Source organism: Bradyrhizobium erythrophlei (genome assembly GCF_900142985.1).
GTDB classification, from domain to species: Bacteria; Pseudomonadota; Alphaproteobacteria; order Rhizobiales; family Xanthobacteraceae; genus Bradyrhizobium; species Bradyrhizobium erythrophlei_B.
The window spans coordinates 6,648,114-6,666,313 of the sequence record NZ_LT670849.1 but is presented as its reverse complement, the minus strand read 5'-3'; the positions used below and the strand labels follow the sequence as shown (position 1 = coordinate 6,666,313).

Below are 18,200 nucleotides of genomic sequence, written 5' to 3'. Positions count from 1 at the left end.
GCCGCCGCCTAACGTAAATCCGGGGTCGAGTCAAAAAGCCGCTGATGTTCGGTCAGGGCAAACCGGTCGGTCATCCCGGCGATGAAGTTGCCGATCCGCCGCGCCCGCCCGGCCTCGTCCTCCGACCGGCTTTCGGGCGGCAGCCATTCGGCCGGCAGCGTGGCCGGATCGCCCTGATAGCGCGCAAACAGGTCGGATACGAGCTGTTCGGCGTCCCGCATCACCCGCATTACCCGTTCGTGGCGATACATTCTCACCTTCAGAAAGGCCTTGATCGCGGCTTCCGCCTCCCGCGTCTCGTCCGGAAACGCAATCAGCGCCTCGTTCTGGTGGCGCACGTCTTCGGCCGAGGCCGGCCTGACCAGAGCCAGGCGGCGATGTGCTTCCAGGACAACGGCGCCGATCAAATGGGAAATCAGCTCGCGCACCAATTCGGCCCCGCGGCGGCTTTCGTCGAGGCCGGAATACTGGGCGTCGATTTCGGCGATGATCGCCGCAGTGACCGGAATTTCCTTGAGATCGTCGATTTGAAACAAGCCGGCGCGCAAACCATCGTCGATGTCGTGCGCGTCATAGGCGATGTCATCGGCGATCGCCGCGATCTGGGCTTCCAGCGAGGCAAAGCTCCAGAGTTCGAGATCGTAGGCCACGACGAATTCGGCGATGCCGACGGGAATGCCATGCTCGCGGTAGCGGCCGAGCGGGCTGCCATCGCGCGCCGTCAGCGGGCCGTTGTGCTTGACGATGCCCTCCAGCGATTCCCAGGTCAGGTTGAGCCCGTCGAATTCGGGATAGCGATGCTCGAGCGACGTGACGACGCGCAAGGTATGAGCGTTGTGATCGAAACCCCCATGCCCGCGCAGACACGCATCGAGCGCCCGTTCGCCGGCGTGCCCGAACGGCGGATGGCCGAGGTCATGGGCGAGCGCCAGTGTCTCGGTCAGGTCCTCGTCCAGCCCCAGCTGCCGGGCCAGCGCACGGGCGATCTGGGCGACTTCGAGCGAGTGGGTCAGCCGGGTACGGTAATGATCGCCTTCGTGGAACACGAAGACCTGGGTTTTATGCTTCAGGCGGCGGAAGGCGGTAGAATGGATCACGCGGTCACAGTCGCGCCGGAACGGGCTACGGGTCCGGCTCGGCGCCTCCACAAACTGCCGGCCGCGGCTGCGATCGGGGTCGCAGGCATAGACCGAGCGAGGGGCAGCCATTCCAACTGACACGGGATATCTCTTTCGTGACGGGTTTGATTCCGATGCCCGCTGCACCTAATTATGGTAGACGCCGGATACCACATAATTGCGCCGGACGCAGTGATCGGAGCTTCACGATGACCACAGCCGTCACCATCAGCGAACGGGCCGCCCGCCGCATTGGAGAGATTCTCAAAACCGAGGGCGATGGCGCCATGCTGCGCATCAGCGTCGAGGGCGGCGGCTGTTCCGGCTTCCAGTACAAGTTCGACGTCGAACGCGCGCGCGCCGAAGACGATCTGGTGATTTCGCGCGACAGCGCCGTCGTGTTGGTCGATCCGGCATCGGTCCCGTTCCTCGCCGGTTCGGAGGTCGATTTCGTGGATGACCTGATCGGCGCTTCGTTCCGCGTCAACAATCCCAACGCCACCGCCTCCTGCGGTTGCGGCACCAGCTTCTCGATCTAAGGCTCGCCGGTTCCGATGCGCATCGCCACCTGGAACGTCAACTCGGTTCGGCAGCGAATCGAGAATCTGATGAGCTGGTTGAAGGAATGCTCGCCCGACATCGTTTGCCTTCAGGAAATCAAATGCACGGATGACGCGTTTCCGCGGCTGGAGATCGAGAGCCTCGGCTACAACGTCGTCACCCACGGGCAAAAGACCTTCAACGGCGTTGCGCTGTTATCGAAACTTCCGTTCGACGAGACAAAGTCCGGCCTTGTCGGCGACGATGAGGACGCGCATGCGCGCTTCGTCGAGGGCGTCGTCACACTCAAACAAGGCGTGGTCCGGATCGCCTGCCTTTATCTGCCCAACGGCAACCCAGCGAATACCGACAAATACCCATACAAACTCAAATGGATGTCGCGGCTTCTTGAGTATTCGAAACAGCGACTTAAAGCGGAAGAACCGCTGGTGCTAGCCGGCGACTTCAACGTGATCCCGAAAGCCGCTGATGTCTCCAATCCCGCAGCCTGGGTCGACGATGCGCTGTTTCGCACCCAAACCCGCGAGAGCTTTCAGTCGCTACTCGGACTAGGGCTGACGGACGCGCTGCGCGCGGTCACCGACGCGCCGGGCCAATATACATTCTGGGATTACCAGGCCGGCGCCTGGCAGAAGAACCAGGGGCTGCGTATCGATCACCTGTTGCTGTCACCGCAAGCCAGCGATCGCCTCGTCGATGTCGGCATCGACAGTTACGTCCGCGCCTGGGAGAAACCGTCCGATCACGTGCCGGTCTGGATCGATCTCGATCTGGAAGCAGCATAGGCTGTCGCGTCAGCGCACTGCACGCAGTTCCTTCGCCATCGGATAGGACGACGCCGTTCCGAATTTTCCGAGCGACGGCCCCATGTCCCGATATCCACGCGCCAGATAGAAGCGATGCGCCGTCTCGGTGCTGAGCAGCGTGATCTCGCTGGCGCCGCGTTCGACCGCCCTCGCCTCAAGCGCCTTCAGAAGTGCTGCGCTGACGCCGCGAAAGCGCGCTTGTGGCGCGACGTAGTTGAGCGTGATCTCGCCGTCGTCCTTGACGCCACCGACCGCCAGAATCGTCTCACCCTCGACCGCAACCAGCAGCGAACTACCGACGCTTGCCATCCACGCCGCGACATTGTCGGGCGTCTTGCTGGCGAGCCAGCGCCGCAGAATTTCCGGATTACGGTTGTGGTCGGCGACGCAGAGTTCGGCGATCGAAGCGCGGATCGCTTCGCACGCTTTCACGGCGTCGGCTGCTGTCGCGTCGCGGATGATCATCGTGTTTTCCCCAATCGATGGGGAATCCCCTCGCGATCTCCGTTAGTCCCTGCGGCCCTGCACCCAGTGCTCGAGCATCTGGAGCGCCATCGCACGGTCTTCCTCGGACGCCTTCGCGATTGCCTTGTTGTAGCTGTCGCGGATCCAGATCTCGTCGGGCGTCGCGCTGTCGCGCGCGAGCGTCAGCCACATCAGGCCGCGCGCGGGCTGCCGCGGCAGTTGATCGCCGTTGAACAGCATCTGGCCAAGCAGCGCCTGGGCCTGGTGCTGCCCCTTCTGTGCGGCAAGCCCGAGCCAGCGCGCGCCGTAGCGGAAATCGTCGCGGGACGAACCAGCGCTCTTCAAGTAAAGCCGCGCGAGATCGTATTGCGCGTCGGCATTGCCGAAATAGGACGCAGCATAGGAGAACATCTCCCGGGCCCGCTCGGTATCCGCCTTGATCTTCGAATTCGGAATGCCGTTGAGATAGTAGCGGCCGAGCGCGACGAACGCGTTCGCCACAATCGCGGCCTGCGGGGCCGACGGGCTGTCTTCGGCATGCTTGTCGGCGATGCGGCTGAAATATTCGAAGGCGCGCAGATCGTTCTGATCGACGCCATCGCCAAGGGCGTACATCCGCCCGAGCCGCCACTGCGCGATCGGATTGGGGCCATCAGCCGCATATTCCAAGGCGGTGAGCGAGGTATCCGGAACCGTCGGTACGACCTTCTTCAGGCTCGATGCGGTACCCGGCTGCGCCGTGACCACCGGAATCGTCGAATCCTGATTGATCGGCGCGCCGTCGAAGGCGAATCCGGACGTGGCCACCGGTGTGGCCGCTAAAATCAAAGCAAAAATGGTGCGCTCAAATGTCCGCATAACACAACTTCTCGTGCGCGCCGCCGGGGTGGGTGACCGCCCCGGTCACCGCCGGTCCCACCTGCTGGGCGTACTTCCACAAGGCACCTGACGTATGGTTAGTCGCGCGAGGCCTCCATTCGGTCTTGCGCTGGGCGAGTTCCGCGTCAGTCAATTTTACGTTAAGAGTTCCGGCGGCGGCGTCGATCTCGATAGTGTCACCGTCGCGCAACAGTGCGATCGGGCCGCCAATGGCCGCCTCCGGCCCGACATGGCCTATGCAGAAGCCGCGGGTGGCGCCCGAAAAGCGGCCGTCCGTGATCAGGGCGATTTTTCCGCCCATTCCCTGGCCCGTCAGCGCTGCCGTCGTCGCAAGCATTTCTCGCATTCCCGGACCGCCGCGCGGCCCCTCGTAACGGATGACGATGACCTCGCCTTCCCTGTAGGTCTTCTTCTGGACGGCCTCGAAGGCATCCTCCTCGCGGTCGAAGCAACGGGCGGGGCCTGCGAACTTGAGGTTCGACATGCCCGCGACCTTCACGATCGCCCCCTCTGGTGCGAGATTACCCTTCAACCCGACCACACCGCCCGTGACGGTGATCGGCTTGTCGGCGGGCCGCACCACGTCCTGGTGCGGGTTCCATTTCACGCTCTTGAGGTTTTCGGCCATTGTCCGCCCTGTGACTGTCAGGCAGTCACCGTGCAGGTAGCCATTGTCGAGCAGCGTCTTCATCAGAATTGGTATGCCGCCAGCCTCGAACATGTCTTTGGCGACATAACGGCCACCCGGCTTCAAATCTGCGACATATGGGGTTTTCTTAAAAATTTCCGCGACGTCGAACAAATCGAACTTGATGCCGCACTCGTTGGCGATCGCGGGCAGATGCAGCGCGGCGTTGGTCGAACCGCCGGAGGCGGCGACGACGGCGGCCGCGTTTTCCAGCGACTTGCGCGTGACGATGTCGCGCGGCCGGATGTTCTGGGCGATCAGCTCCATCACCTTTTCGCCCGCCGCCGTGCAGAAGGCATCGCGAATTTCATAAGGCGCCGGCGCGCCGGCCGAATAGGGCAACGCAAGCCCGATGGCTTCGGACACGGTCGCCATGGTGTTGGCGGTGAATTGCGCCCCGCAAGCACCTGCTGACGGACAGGCGACCCGCTCGATTTCATCGAGGTCAGCATCCGACATCGCACCCACCGAGTGCTTGCCGACCGCCTCGAACATGTCCTGTACCGTGACCTGCTGGCCGCGGAAATTTCCGGGCAGAATCGAGCCGCCATAGATGAAGATCGACGGTACGTTCAGCCGGACCATCGCCATCATCATGGCCGGCAGCGACTTGTCGCAGCCGGCAAGACCGACCAGCGCGTCATAGGCGTGGCCGCGGATGGTCAGTTCGACCGAATCGGCGATGCACTCACGCGACGGCAGTGACGAGCGCATCCCGTCGTGGCCCATGGCGATGCCGTCGGTCACGGTGATGGTGCAGAATTCGCGCGGGGTGCCACCGGCGGAGGCAACGCCCTTCTTGACGGCCTGAGCCTGGCGCATCAGCGCGATATTGCAGGGTGCGGCTTCATTCCAGCAGGACGCCACGCCCACAAACGGCTGATGGATCTGCTCGGTCGTCAATCCCATCGCATAGAGGTAGGACCGGTGCGGTGCCCTCTCAGGGCCCTCCGTGACGTGGCGGCTTGGTAGCCGCTTCTTGAGGTTGGTCTTGGCGTCCATCTCAGCGAATCCGCTTCCCCGGCCTTCTCGCTCACGGCGACAACCCCATGGCTGCCGTCATAGTTGCGAACACCGAGTCCCTAGATCTCGATCGTTATGATCTCATGGAGGGGTGTGGCTAAAAAGCGGCGTAGCCGTGCAGGAGGCGGGACGAAGACCAAATCTTCAGAAAGTGTTGCCCCTGCGACACGATCGTTGCGGTAAAGTCACCTTTATGAAGGTAAAAATGACGAAACCGGCCTCCTTCCGAAGGCCGGTCTCTGCATTGCAACACTACCTGGACTGGCCTTAGCGACCGGCAGGAGCCGACCAGCCACCGGTATAGCGATAGCCTTCCGCAGACTCATAGGCCGGCGAGACAAAAGCGTTGCTGTCGCGGAATTCGCTGGCGCGATGGTGCGCGCGACGATGTTGTTCGGAAGCGGACGCCAATTGCACGGCAGAGAAAATAATCAACGCCGAACCGACAATCGTGAGAATTGTCTTTTTCATTTTCAGTCTCCCAAAGACAGTCGAACCACGGAGCCCGGCGCTCCGTGTGTCGCTGCGTTCAGCAGATAGTTGCAGTTGCATCTAGTTCTAGCCCGCTGTGAATCACGATGCAGCGAGCAAATTTATTGGTCAGAATATTTTCCGATTAAATATTCAGCACACGGCCATACGCATCCAGCACCGCTTCCTTCATCATCTCCGACAGCGTCGGATGCGGGAAGACCGTGTGCATCAGCTCTTCTTCCGTGGTTTCGAGATTCATCGCCACCACATAGCCCTGAATCAACTCGGTGACTTCCGCACCGATCATGTGCGCGCCGAGCAATTGGCCAGTCTTCTTGTCGAAGACAACTTTGACGAGGCCTTGATCTTCGCCGAGCGCGATCGCCTTGCCGTTGCCGACGAAGGGGAATCGGCCAACGCGAATCTCGCGTCCGCCCTCTTTTGCTTTTGCCTCCGTGAGACCGACCGACGCCACTTGCGGATTGCAATACGTGCAGCCGGGAATCAGGAGCTTGTCGAGCGCATGCGGATGCAAGCCCTTGATGGCTTCGACGCAAATCACGCCTTCATGTTCGGCCTTGTGCGCCAGCATCGGCGGGCCGGAGACGTCACCGATGGCGTAGATGCCGGGCACGTTGGTTTTGCCATAGCCATCGACCACCACGCAGCCGCGATCGGTTTTGACGCCGAGCTTCTCCAATCCGAGATTTTCGATATTGCCGACGACGCCGACGGCGGAGATCACGCGATCAAACTCGACGACCTGCGGCGCCTTGCCGTCATCGATGGTCGCGACCACGCTGTCGCTTTTCTTCTCGAGCTTCGTCACCTTGGTGTTGGTGAGGATCTTGATGCCTTGCTTTTCGAAGCGCTTGCGCGCGAGGCCCGCGATCTCGGCGTCTTCCACGGGCAGGATCTGCGGCAGTACCTCGACCACAGTCACGTCCGATCCCATGGTGTGGAAGAAGGACGCGAATTCGATGCCGATCGCGCCTGAACCTACGACGAGCAGCGACTTCGGCATCTTCTCCGGCACCATGGCCTCGAAATAGGTCCAGACCAGCTTCTTGTCCGGCTCCAGTCCCGGCAGCACGCGCGGACGCGCGCCGGTTGCGACGATGATGTGCTTGGCCTGATAAGCGCCCTCGCCGAGCGCGCCCTTCGGCGCTTCGACAGCCGACTTCTTCACGGTGATCTTGCCGGGCGCGTCGATCGAGGCATCGCCCCAGATGATCGTCACCTTGTTCTTCTTCATCAGGAATCCGACACCGTCGTTGAGGCGTTTGGAGACGCCTCGCGAGCGCTGCACGACGGCTTTCGGATCGTAGGCGACCTTCTCGGCAGACAGACCGTAATCCTTGGCGTGCTGCATGTAGTGGTAGATTTCGGCCGAGCGCAGCAACGCCTTGGTCGGGATGCAACCCCAGTTCAAGCAGATGCCGCCGAGATAGTCCTTCTCGATGATCGCGGTCTTGAAGCCGAGCTGGGCGGCGCGAATGGCGGTGACGTAGCCGCCGGGACCCGAACCGATGATGACGACGTCAAAGGAAGTGTCGGCCATACATCACACCATCATCATCACGGGATTTTCGATCAGCGCCTTGAAGGCGCCGATCAGTTCGGCGCCCAACGCGCCGTCAATCGCACGATGATCGCATGACAGGGTCACGCTCATCATCTGTGCGATCTCGATCTTGCCGCCCCGCACGACCGGGCGCTCCTCGCTGGTGCCAACCGCCAGGATCGTCGCGTGCGGTGGATTGATCACGGCGGTGAAGTGACTGATGCCGTACATGCCGAGATTGGACACGGCCGTGGTGCCGCCCTGATACTCATCCGGCTTCAGCTTGCGGGCGCGGGCGCGCGCCGCAAAATCCTTCATCTCGTTCGAGATCGTCGATAACGTCTTGGTTTCGGCCTTGCGTATGATCGGCGTGATCAGTCCGCCCGGCATCGCCACCGCGACGCCGATGTCGGAATGCTTGTGCTTGAGCATGCCGCCTTCGGTCCAGCTCACATTGCAATTGGGAATCTTCTGCAATGCGACTGCCATCGCCTTGATGACGAAGTCGTTGACCGAAAGCTTGTAGAGCGGCTTCTTTTCCTTGTCCTTGGGCGCAGACGCGTTGATCTCCTCGCGCGCAGCGAGCAGCTTGCCGATCTCGCAGTCGATCGTGAGATAGAAAGTCGGAATCGTCTGCACGGCCGCCGTGAGCCGCTGCGCGATCGTGCGACGCATGCCATCATGCGGCACGATCTCGTAGCTCCCTGGCTCGTACAGCGCGAGGATCTGCTTGTCCGACATCGACGGTGCGAGCGCGGGTCCTCCGGCTGGCGCGGCCGCCGGAGCCTTCAGCCCCTTGCCGGACTTGGCTTCCGCCACGTCGCGGGCGACCACGCGGCCATGCGGCCCCGTGCCGGTGATGCGGGCGATCTCGATACCGGCTTCCTTGGCGAGACGTCTTGCCAGCGGCGATGAGAACGTGCGCGCGTGGCCATTCGCTTGCGAAGGTGAAGCGGCCTGCGACGCCGGAGCGGCCGCCTGGGGCGCGGGTGCAGCAGCCGGTTTGGGAGCAGGTGCTACGACCGGCGCTGATGCTGTCGCGGGCGGTGGCGAAGCCGGTTTCGGCGCCTCCGCTTTCGCAGGCGCTGCGCCCGCCGAGGCGCCGGCGGATTTCACATCCTCGCCATCGCCTGCAAGCACGGCAATGACATCATTGACCGGGACGTCCTGGGTGCCTTCGGGAACGACGATTTTCGCGATCGTGCCTTCATCAACCGCCTCGACCTCCATGGTCGCCTTGTCGGTCTCGATCTCGGCGATCACATCGCCCGACTTGACCTTGTCGCCTTCCTTCTTGAGCCACTTGGCGAGGTTGCCCTTCTCCATCGTCGGCGACAATGCGGGCATCAGAATATTGATTGGCATGTGTGAGGCCCCGCTCGGTCAGCGATAACAAACGGCTTTGGCGGCCGCGACGACTTCAGCCGCCGAGGGCAATGCGAGCTTCTCGAGGTTTGCCGCATAAGGCATCGGCACATCCTTGCCCGAAACGCGCGCAACTGGCGCATCGAGATAGTCGAAGGCGTGCTCCATGATGCGCGCTGCGATTTCGGCACCGACGCCGCTTTGCTGCCAGCCTTCCTCGACCGTGACCGCACGCCCGGTCTTCATCACGGAGGTGACGATGGTGTCGGTATCGAGCGGTCGCAAAGTGCGCAGGTCGATGACTTCGGCTTCGATGCCTTCCTTGGCAAGTTCATCCGCCGCCTTCAGCGCATAACTCATGCCGTTGGACCACGAGATGATCGAGACGTGGCTGCCGCTTCGTACGATGCGCGCCTTGCCGATCGGGATCACGTAGTCGTCGAGCTTCGGCACTTCGCCGGTGTGGCCGTAGAGCATTTCGTTCTCGAGGAAGATCACCGGATTCGGATCGCGGATCGCAGCCTTCAGCAAACCCTTGTAGTCGGCGGCCGAGAACGGCGCGATGACCTTGAGGCCCGGCACTTGCGAATACCAGGCCGAGTAGTCCTGGCTGTGCTGGGCGGCGACGCGGGCGGCCGCGCCGTTCGGGCCACGGAACACGATGGAGCAGCCCATCTGTCCGCCAGACATGTACAGCGTTTTCGCGGCCGAATTGATGATCTGGTCGATCGCCTGCATGGCGAAGTTGAAGGTCATGAACTCGACGATCGGCTTGAGGCCGGTCATCGCCGCGCCAACGCCGATACCGGCAAAGCCGTGCTCGGTGATCGGCGTATCGATGACGCGCCTGGCGCTGAATTCCTGCAACAACCCCTGGCTAACCTTGTAGGCGCCCTGATATTCGGCGACCTCTTCGCCCATCAGGAACACGTCCGGATCACGGCGCATCTCTTCGGCCATCGCATCGCGCAACGCATCGCGGATGGTCATGGTCACCATTTCCGTGCCGGCGGGCACCTCGGGATCGGGCTCGGCCGCGGCTTTGGGGGCTGCGGGCGCCTGCGGTGCGTGAATCGCCGGCTGGCCTTCGCCGACCGGTGAACGAGACTCGGCCACTTCCTGCGCGACATCGGGCGCAACCGGTTGCGCCTTCGGCGCAGGCGCCTTGGCCAGATCGGCCGCGCTTTCGCCATCGGCCAGAATGGTCGCAATCGGCGTGTTGACGGCGACGTCAGCCGTGCCTTCGGGAATCAGGATCCTGCCGAGCGTCCCTTCATCGGTCGCCTCGACTTCCATCGTAGCCTTGTCGGTTTCGATTTCGGCGATCACATCGCCCGACTTGATCGTCTCGCCTTCCTTCTTCAGCCACTTGGCGAGATTGCCTTTCTCCATCGTCGGCGAGAGCGCAGGCATGAGTACTTGAATGGGCATATCAACTCCACGAAGTCGGTTTAGAGCGCGCGCATCCAGCGCTACAGACGCTTATCGGTAGACGTCGGTATAGAGTTCGGCGACGTCGGGCTCGGGATCGTGCTGCGCAAAATCGGCTGCTGCATTGACGACCTCGCGCACCTCGGCATCGATCTTCTTGAGCTCGTCTTCGCTCATTTTCGCCGCGAGCAATCGGTTGCGGACCTGCTCGATCGGGTCCTGATCGTGGCGAACCTTCTCGACCTCCTCGCGGGTGCGATACTTTGCGGGGTCAGACATTGAATGGCCGCGATAGCGATAGGTCTGCATTTCCAGGATGTAAGGGCCCTTGCCGGCGCGACACCAGGCGACCGCCTTGTCAGCCGCCGCCTTCACGGCGCGAACGTCCATCCCGTCGACCTGTTCGCCCGGAATGTTGAAGGAGATGCCGCGCTTGGAGAAATCGGTCTGGGCCGAGGAGCGCGTCACCGACGTGCCCATGGCGTAGCGGTTGTTCTCGATCACGTAGATGACCGGCAGCTTCCAGAGCTCAGCCATATTGAAGCTCTCATAGACCTGGCCCTGGTTCGAGGCGCCGTCGCCAAAATAAGCCAGGCTGACGAAATCATTGCCGCGATAACGGTTGGCGAAAGCAAGCCCGGTACCGAGCGAGACCTGAGCGCCGACGATGCCATGGCCGCCGTAGAAGTTCTCGGCCTTGCTGAACATGTGCATCGAGCCGCCCTTGCCCTTGGAATAGCCGCCACGGCGTCCGGTCAACTCGGCCATGACGCCCTTGGCCTCCATGCCACAGGCCAGCATGTGCCCATGGTCGCGGTATCCGGTTATGACCTGATCGCCCTTTTTCAGGGCCATCTGCATCCCGACCACGACGGCTTCCTGGCCGATATAGAGGTGGCAGAAGCCGCCGATTGCGCCCATGCCGTAAAGCTGGCCGGCCTTTTCCTCAAACCGGCGGATCAGCAGCATGTCCCGCAGCGCCTTCAACTCCTGTTCTCTGGTGAAGGGTGGCGGCGCCCCCTGCTCGTGAACGGTTTCGTTGGCGGCGCTTTTTTTGGATGTGGCCATGGCGTTTCCGAGTGAGAGAGCGAATTTGCTCTCTCTAGCTCAACTCAAACCGCCTTGAAAGGATTTGCGCAAGTATACGAAAGCGCCGGTCATGCCGCACCGCAATGCAGCGCGACATTTTCGAAATCTATCGGGAACGAATTTGTAATTTGAGGACTAGCGGAGTGGATTTCGGCCACTAGTTCGGCGCGGTCATCCGCACCAGGTCATGCGGGTTGGCATAGTCGAGCTGAAAGCGCGCGCGCTCGTCGAGCATGTCCGGGTCCAACCGGTCGGATCGCAATAACGAGACACGCTGCTCGCCCTCGCTCCGCTCTTTTTTCAGACGGGCCAGCTCGGCCGTCAGTGCGATGATTTCCTGATCGAGTTCCTGTCGCGCATTCAGCCCATATTTTCCGGTATAGGCGTTGACGCCGAAATAGCCGACCATGCCTGCCGCCATCATGTAGAGGGCAAGACCGGTCAGAAACGATTTGAGGCGTCTGCGGGAAACCATAGCGCCAAAGATGATCGCGCCGGGTTAAGGGAATGCTAAACACACCCCCTCAAACCCTGCAAAATCCCGAACGGCGCGAAGCCTGGTCTAGGCGCTCTGCTTCCCGACGAAGACGGCGAAGGCGTCGATATATTGCTGCAGCACCTTTTGCAGCGATTCCTTGATGAGGTTGCCCTTTTCGTCGAAGGCGTCTCCAACCGCATTCAGGTAGGTCTCCGGCTGCCCCATGATCGTGCCGGAGATGCCCGGAAGGATATGCTGTAGAGCCTTGGCCGCGTTGACGCCGCCAAGCGGTCCCGGGGAATTGCTGACGATGCCGGTCGGCTTGCCGATGAATGAGCTCTTACCGTAGGGACGCGAGGCCACGTCGATGGCATTTTTGAGCACGCCGGGAATTGCGCGATTGTATTCCGGCGTGACGAAGAGGACGCCGTCCGATTTCTGAATTTTCTCGCGGAAGGCCAGCCAGTCGGCCGGCGGATTGGCTTCCAGGTCCTGGTTGAAAAAGGAAATGCCGTGCGGCGTGACGACCTCAAGCTTCAACGACGACGGCGCGAGCTTGGCGAGCGCGTTGGCAACCTTGAGCGAAAAACTCTCCTTGCGGAGGCTGCCGACGATGACGACGATGTGATGCGGGCTGGACATGTGCTTTCCTCAGGTAAATGAGACAACGCGCTGGGCGGGGAATTTCGGCCCCACCCTAGCGGCACTTGCAAAAGATGCAAGTGCATGTAACGGGCAGGCCGCATCGGCCGATCAAGAAATCGTTTCCAGAACGAAAACAGGCCACCCCCGTGGAGTCGGCGGCCTGTTCCATGCCCCAAAGCGCGATGCTCAGAGGACCGGATTGAAGGCGACCGGAATGAGCCGATAGCTGTTGCCGTCCTTCTCGACATGGCCGATCGCCGGGAACGGGAAGTGGAATCCGATCACCGTCGCCTTCTCGGCCGAGGCCATGTCGTAGAACTTGTGTCGGGTCTTTTGCGCGAACTCGGGATCAACATCGTAGGCCACGTGCCAATCCGGGTTGCGCAGGAAGAATTCCGGAATATTGGTGACGTCGGACTGGATGAGAACCTTTGACCCGCCGGAAGCGACCGCAAAGGCCGTGTGTCCCGGCGTATGGCCGGGCGTGCCGATCGAGGTGATGCCGGGCGCAATTTCCTTGTCCCAGTCGTACTTCGTCACCTTGGATTCGATGCCGGCATAGATCTTCTTCACGTTGGCGAAGTAGTTCTTCATCATCTCGTTCGACTGGGCCTTGGCGGCGTTTTCATCGCTCATCCAGAAATCCCAATCCTTCGCCGGGACCATGATTTGCGCATTCGGAAACGCCATCCCACCATCCGCACCACGAATGCCGTTGGTGTGGTCCGGATGCAGATGGGACATGATGACCATGTCGACATTCTTGGGATCGACGCCAGCGGCGGCGAGATTTTGCATCATGCGGCCGGCCTGACCCTTGGTGGCATCGAAGGCCCCGATGCCGTTGCCGCAGTCGATCAAAGCCAGCTTTCCGCCGGTATTGATCAGTTGCGGGTTGAACGGCACCGTCACCATGCCTTTCGGCATATAGGCGGCTTCCGCTGCGGCAATCGCAGCATCCTTGCTGACGTTGGTCACCCATTTGTCCGGTAGCGGGAACGTCCGCGCGCCGTCATTGACCGAGGTGCATTCGATGCTGCCGACCTTGTAGCGGTAGAAACCAGGCGCCTGCGCGGCGGCGGCCGGTGCCGCGGCGTTGGCTTGCCGCGAGGCCAACGGAAGAATGGAGGCGGCGCCGAACGCAGCCGCTCCGGCCAACAGGTCACGACGGTTCAGATCATTCATGACGTTCCTCCCCTTTAAATTAAATGCAGCGTCGTGATTTTTCGGCTGCAATTGTAGGCGCGAATGTTCCCTCCCTGCGATGCAAACGCAAGTCACTTTGCGGCTCGGCGGGCACAGTTTTTGGACCGCGGCCTCGCCAGCGGCACCTGGCCGTCCTTTGACGGTGCTACTTGATCAGTTCCCAGAACAGACCCAGGACTGCCACATAGCCAAGCGTGTAAATCAGCGTACGCAGGTAGGGAACGCCGAAAATATAGACGACGGCGTGGGCCATTCTCAGCCAGAAGAAGGAAATCGCCCAGAAGGCGGTCATGGCATTGGCCTTGCCGGCGAGATGAATTGCGATCACCAGTGCTGCGAATGGCGCAAACGCCTCGACCGCGTTGATGTGGGCCCGGTTCGCCCGCGCGCCCCACAACGGCACCGGCCGCGGCGTCGGATCGACGTAATTATCTGGAGTTAAATTGCCGTTGGTCATGACCTGACAGACGATGTAGGGAATCCACAGCGACGCAGTCAGGATGGCCGTAAAGGCCAGATATTTTAGATCCGTAGACATGAACGCTTCCCCCTTTTTGCTAGTCCTCCTAAATAACTTCCCCGTTTGAATTCGCCCGAGGTGCCATCAAGCCTTGTTCGGATTGATCAGGTACTTCTCGCCGGTGGCGCGTTTGCCGTAGACCGCAAGGTGCGAGAGCTGGAGCGCCTCCTGCAACGACACCACCTGCGTATAGTGGCTCGCAAAGGTGGTCTTGAGCTCGGCGACCACGCGGGCGCGAAGCTTTGCTCCGTCGGCCGCACCGATCTTCATCAGGAACGGGGTTAGCAGCCAGCCGCCGATGCCCCAGGCCATACCGAACGTCCGGTACAGTTCGGTCGGGCCGGCATCGAGCATCCCGTAGATATAGACCTGCTTGTGAACGCTGGAGCCGTAGCGGCTATAGACCTTGGCGGTCTTGTTGACTGCTACTTCCATGCCGCCAAGGATTTGCCCGACAAGCTTGCCGCCGCCGATCGCGTCGAACGCGATCGTCGCGCCGGTCTCGATCAGCGCCGCAGTGAGATCCTCGGTAAATGATGCCGCAGTGGAATCGACGACATGCTTGGCGCCGATCTTTCGCAGAATGTCCGCCTGCTCGGCGCTACGAACGATATTGACTAGCGCAATCCCGTCCTTGAGGCAGATCTTGTTGAGCATCTGCCCGAGATTTGAGGCCGCCGCGGTGTGTACCAGCGCCTTGTGGCCTTCACGCCGCATGGTCTCGACCATGCCGAGCGAGGTCAGCGGATTGACGAAACAGGAAGCACCGTCGGCCGGCGTCGCGCCTTCCGGCAACACCAGGCAGTCGCCGGCCCTGATGGTGCGGTACTGCGAATACATCGCGCCGCCGATGACCGCGACGGTCTTTCCCATCAACGCCTTGGCCGCTTCCGACGATCCGGTCCGGATGACGACGCCGGCGCCTTCATTGCCGACCGCCATGGATTCATCCAGCCGGCCAGCCATGGCGCGCATCGCCCGCTCCGGCACGGTTGCGGTGATGACGGGCAGTTCTTTGGTGCCGCCCGCCTTCGCGGTGCTCATGTCAGCGGCGCCAACCAAAAGACCGAGGTCGGAAGGATTGATCGGTGTCGCCTCGATCCGGACCACGACCTCGTCGGCCGAAGGCTCCGGGGTCGGGACTTCAGCTAACGAAATTTCGAGTTCGCCGCTCTTCTTGATCAACGAACGCAGTTGCAGGCCGCTCTTGCCATCGGCACCCATGACGTCCTCCCCGGCTGAGTTTTTATATAACGAAGCCTAAGCTAGCGCCTTCAACGCCCCGCGTCCCGCATATTTCGCCTGCGCTCCCAATTCCTGCTCGATCCGCAGCAACTGATTATATTTCGCGGTGCGGTCCGAACGCGCGAGCGAACCGGTCTTGATCTGCCCGCAGTTGGTGGCGACCGCGAGATCCGCGATCGTGGAATCCTCGGTCTCGCCGGAGCGATGCGACATCACAGCGGTATAGCCGGCCTTGAAGGCCATCTCGACCGCGGCGAGCGTCTCCGTCAGCGTCCCGATCTGGTTGACCTTGACCAGGATGGAATTGGCGCGGCCTTTCTTGATGCCGTCGGCAAGCCGCGTGACATTGGTGACGAATAGGTCGTCGCCAACGAGCTGACACTTGTTGCCGATCAGATCGGTCAGTTCCTTCCAGCCCTCCATGTCGTCCTCCGACATGCCGTCCTCGATCGACACGATCGGATAGCGCGAAGCGAGGTCGGCGAGGTATTTGGCCTGCTCGGAACGCGAGCGGGTCTTGTTTTCGCCGCCGTAGACGTAAGCGCCGTCCTTGAAGAACTCCGTCGCGGCGCAATCGAGCGCCAGCATGACGTCGCCGCCCGCCTTGTAACCGGCCTTGCCGATCGCACCCATGACGAATTCCAGCGCAGCATCCGCCGACGGCAGGTTCGGCGCAAAGCCGCCTTCGTCGCCAACATTGGTATTGTGGCCGGCTTTCTTCAGCTCGGCGCGCAGCGTGTGGAAGATTTCCGATCCGCAACGCAGCGCTTCGGCGAAGCTTGCCGCGCCCACCGGCATGATCATGAACTCCTGGAAGTCGATCGGGTTATCGGCATGCACGCCGCCGTTGACGATGTTCATCATCGGCACCGGCAAGGTCCGCGCCGCGGTGCCACCGACATAGCGATAGAGCGGCATGTCGAAAGAAGCCGCGGCCGCCTTGGCGCAGGCCAGCGAAACGCCGAGGATGGCGTTGGCGCCCAACCGGCTCTTGTTCGGCGTGCCGTCGAGATCGATCATGATCTGGTCGACCTGGACCTGCTGCTCGACCGGAACATCGGCGAGCGCATCGAAGATCTCGCCGTTGACGGCCTCGACCGCCTTTTGCACGCCCTTGCCGAGATAGCGCGACTTGTCGCCATCGCGCAGCTCAACCGCTTCATGGGCGCCGGTCGAGGCGCCGGAGGGCACCGCCGCGCGGCCCAAGGAACCATCTTCCAGAATGACATCCACTTCGACGGTGGGATTGCCGCGGCTGTCGAGAATTTCGCGGCCGATGATATCGACGATGGCTGTCATGAGGGCCTCTTCGGAAGGTGTGGTTTGACGGAATGGGCTGCTTCTACAGCAAGCCTAGGGGGCGGAAAAGGTTGCCGCTCAAGGAGCGAATTGGCTAATAACGCGCCAACGGAGATCTGATATGTCCACGAAGCCCCGAAAGGCACCAAAATCCGCCTCCTTGCCGTCCGGCCTTCAGCTCGGCCGTGCCGTCGAATGGCCGACGACCCCGGAAGCCGCCAAGCTCGATCGCGTGCCTAATCCGCAAAAGGACACCAACTACGTGGTGCGCTTTACCGCGCCCGAATTCACCTCGTTGTGCCCGGTCACCGGCCAGCCGGATTTCGCGCACTTGATGATCGATTACGTGCCGGGCCCCTGGCTGCTGGAATCGAAATCACTCAAGATTTATGTCGCGAGCTTCCGTAATCACGGCGCCTTCCACGAGGATTGCACCGTGATGATCGGCAAGCGGATCGCGGCCGAGATCAAGCCGAAATGGCTTCGCATCGGCGGTTACTGGTATCCGCGCGGCGGCATTCCGATCGACGTGTTCTGGCAAACCGGCAAGCTGCCGAAGGGCATGTGGATTCCCGATCAGGGGGTCGCGCCCTATCGCGGCCGGGGCTGATTTTTTTCAACTGACTTCGAGGTCGGAGCCATCGGTCTGGCGAAGTCGGCCTTTTGCGCTCTTGCGTGAACCTTCTGCGGGCGCGGCGGTCCCCGCATTAGCCAGCCCCCAACGCGGCATGTTGTTGTAAAGGCTTTCATGGGCGCCATCCTTCACAAGAAAGGTTTCGTGCCAGATTCCAACGTCGCCGTTGGAAGCAATTTTGCGGTTGAAATCGCGCCAGGCCGGCAAGTGGGCAAATGACCGGTCGGTGGCGTAGGCGTGAAGGTGCTCGAAGCTTCGCCAGTATTGGATCACCATCACATTGGGGAAGCCGAACACGCTGCGCGCGTGCAGAAGTCCGAGTTCGGGCTGTTTGGCGAGCTCAATCAGCATCCGTGGCATCTGCGTGGCCACGGGCAGCCATTTCCAGAATTTCCACCACTTGTTGATGCGCATGCCGATCAGGAACACGACGAAATCACCGTCGAGCTGGGCCGTCATGCGAGCTGGCACTATCCCGGACATGGCTGAAAACTCCCCTGGCCACACTGCTTGTCCGCACCGTGATGGACGCGGCAATCGACGGTAGTTGGCGTCATCGAAGCGACTTCATCATGCCACCTCGGATTGGGCGGCTCAATGCACGCGCCGTCGCAGCGACAGTGGCTGAATCGACTAACAAATAAAATCGATTGATTTTACTTATATAATCTGTTGGATTGAACGATTGAGAGTGCGGATATTCGTTGGGC

General features: G+C 61.4%; 19 protein-coding genes. 3 read left to right on the top strand and 16 right to left on the bottom strand.

The features are described 5' to 3' along the window. Positions 1-8: 8 nt before the first annotated feature. Positions 9-1,220 carry a deoxyguanosinetriphosphate triphosphohydrolase gene (locus tag BUA38_RS32035; RefSeq protein WP_072824368.1) on the bottom strand — a complete coding sequence of 404 codons (1,212 nt, stop codon included), beginning with the start codon at positions 1,218-1,220 and terminating at the stop codon, positions 9-11. A gap of 107 nt (positions 1,221-1,327) precedes the next feature. On the opposite strand from BUA38_RS32035, the gene erpA reads away from it, so the two are divergent. Together erpA and xth are read left to right on the top strand one after the other, a co-directional pair. After that, positions 1,328-1,657 (top strand): iron-sulfur cluster insertion protein ErpA, encoded by a 330-nt coding sequence (erpA, locus tag BUA38_RS32030; protein WP_072824366.1) that lies wholly within the window; start codon positions 1,328-1,330, stop codon positions 1,655-1,657. Between the two features lie 15 nt (positions 1,658-1,672). Beyond that, on the top strand, positions 1,673-2,464 hold the full coding sequence (gene xth / locus BUA38_RS32025; protein WP_072824364.1) for an exodeoxyribonuclease III: 792 nt from the start codon (positions 1,673-1,675) through the stop codon (positions 2,462-2,464). A 9-nt stretch (positions 2,465-2,473) separates the two neighbouring features. Here the strand turns inward: xth and BUA38_RS32020 are convergent, their stop codons facing one another. The 14 genes from BUA38_RS32020 to eno all read right to left on the bottom strand — a co-directional run bounded on the left by BUA38_RS32020 (position 2,474) and on the right by eno (position 16,856). Further along, positions 2,474-2,950 (bottom strand): GNAT family N-acetyltransferase, encoded by a 477-nt coding sequence (locus BUA38_RS32020; RefSeq protein ID WP_072824361.1) that lies wholly within the window; start codon positions 2,948-2,950, stop codon positions 2,474-2,476. 42 nt (positions 2,951-2,992) lie between these two features. Continuing rightward, the gene (locus BUA38_RS32015; RefSeq protein WP_072824359.1) at positions 2,993-3,808 is read right to left on the bottom strand and encodes a tetratricopeptide repeat protein; all 816 of its coding nucleotides are present in this window, start codon (positions 3,806-3,808) and stop codon (positions 2,993-2,995) included. Continuing rightward, complete coding sequence (ilvD, locus tag BUA38_RS32010) at positions 3,795-5,519, bottom strand: dihydroxy-acid dehydratase (RefSeq protein WP_072824358.1); 1,725 nt, start codon at positions 5,517-5,519, stop codon at positions 3,795-3,797. The genes BUA38_RS32015 and ilvD overlap by 14 nt, the downstream gene beginning before the upstream one ends. A gap of 288 nt (positions 5,520-5,807) precedes the next feature. Then, entirely contained in the window at positions 5,808-6,011 is a 204-nt protein-coding gene (locus BUA38_RS32005; RefSeq protein ID WP_072824356.1) for a hypothetical protein, read from the bottom strand. Between the two features lie 145 nt (positions 6,012-6,156). After that, positions 6,157-7,575: a dihydrolipoyl dehydrogenase gene (lpdA, locus tag BUA38_RS32000; RefSeq protein ID WP_072824354.1), complete on the bottom strand. Its 1,419-nt coding sequence runs from the start codon at positions 7,573-7,575 to the stop codon at positions 6,157-6,159. A 3-nt stretch (positions 7,576-7,578) separates the two neighbouring features. Further along, positions 7,579-8,943 (bottom strand): pyruvate dehydrogenase complex dihydrolipoamide acetyltransferase, encoded by a 1,365-nt coding sequence (locus tag BUA38_RS31995; RefSeq protein ID WP_072824352.1) that lies wholly within the window; start codon positions 8,941-8,943, stop codon positions 7,579-7,581. A gap of 18 nt (positions 8,944-8,961) precedes the next feature. Then, entirely contained in the window at positions 8,962-10,374 is a 1,413-nt protein-coding gene (locus BUA38_RS31990; RefSeq protein WP_072824350.1) for a pyruvate dehydrogenase complex E1 component subunit beta, read from the bottom strand. A gap of 51 nt (positions 10,375-10,425) precedes the next feature. Then, positions 10,426-11,442: a pyruvate dehydrogenase (acetyl-transferring) E1 component subunit alpha gene (gene pdhA, locus BUA38_RS31985; protein ID WP_072824349.1), complete on the bottom strand. Its 1,017-nt coding sequence runs from the start codon at positions 11,440-11,442 to the stop codon at positions 10,426-10,428. Between the two features lie 178 nt (positions 11,443-11,620). Continuing rightward, on the bottom strand, positions 11,621-11,938 hold the full coding sequence (locus BUA38_RS31980) for an FtsB family cell division protein (protein ID WP_072824347.1): 318 nt from the start codon (positions 11,936-11,938) through the stop codon (positions 11,621-11,623). 87 nt (positions 11,939-12,025) lie between these two features. After that, entirely contained in the window at positions 12,026-12,583 is a 558-nt protein-coding gene (locus tag BUA38_RS31975) for an NADPH-dependent FMN reductase (RefSeq protein WP_072824345.1), read from the bottom strand. A 189-nt stretch (positions 12,584-12,772) separates the two neighbouring features. After that, the gene (locus BUA38_RS31970) at positions 12,773-13,771 is read right to left on the bottom strand and encodes an MBL fold metallo-hydrolase (protein WP_072824343.1); all 999 of its coding nucleotides are present in this window, start codon (positions 13,769-13,771) and stop codon (positions 12,773-12,775) included. A 166-nt stretch (positions 13,772-13,937) separates the two neighbouring features. Continuing rightward, entirely contained in the window at positions 13,938-14,330 is a 393-nt protein-coding gene (locus BUA38_RS31965) for an MAPEG family protein (protein ID WP_072824341.1), read from the bottom strand. A gap of 66 nt (positions 14,331-14,396) precedes the next feature. Continuing rightward, entirely contained in the window at positions 14,397-15,536 is a 1,140-nt protein-coding gene (locus tag BUA38_RS31960; RefSeq protein WP_072824339.1) for a zinc-binding dehydrogenase, read from the bottom strand. 36 nt (positions 15,537-15,572) lie between these two features. Then, entirely contained in the window at positions 15,573-16,856 is a 1,284-nt protein-coding gene (eno, locus tag BUA38_RS31955; RefSeq protein ID WP_072824337.1) for a phosphopyruvate hydratase, read from the bottom strand. Positions 16,857-16,977: 121 nt separating this feature from the next. Here eno and queF point away from each other — a divergent pair, with 121 nt between their 5' ends. Next, a complete protein-coding gene (queF, locus tag BUA38_RS31950; RefSeq protein WP_072824335.1) occupies positions 16,978-17,466 on the top strand; it encodes a preQ(1) synthase in 489 nt (162 codons plus the stop codon). Between the two features lie 6 nt (positions 17,467-17,472). Here queF and BUA38_RS31945 read toward each other — a convergent pair whose 3' ends face one another. Next, positions 17,473-17,919 (bottom strand): DUF4188 domain-containing protein, encoded by a 447-nt coding sequence (locus BUA38_RS31945; RefSeq protein WP_197685888.1) that lies wholly within the window; start codon positions 17,917-17,919, stop codon positions 17,473-17,475. Positions 17,920-18,200 lie beyond the last annotated feature (281 nt).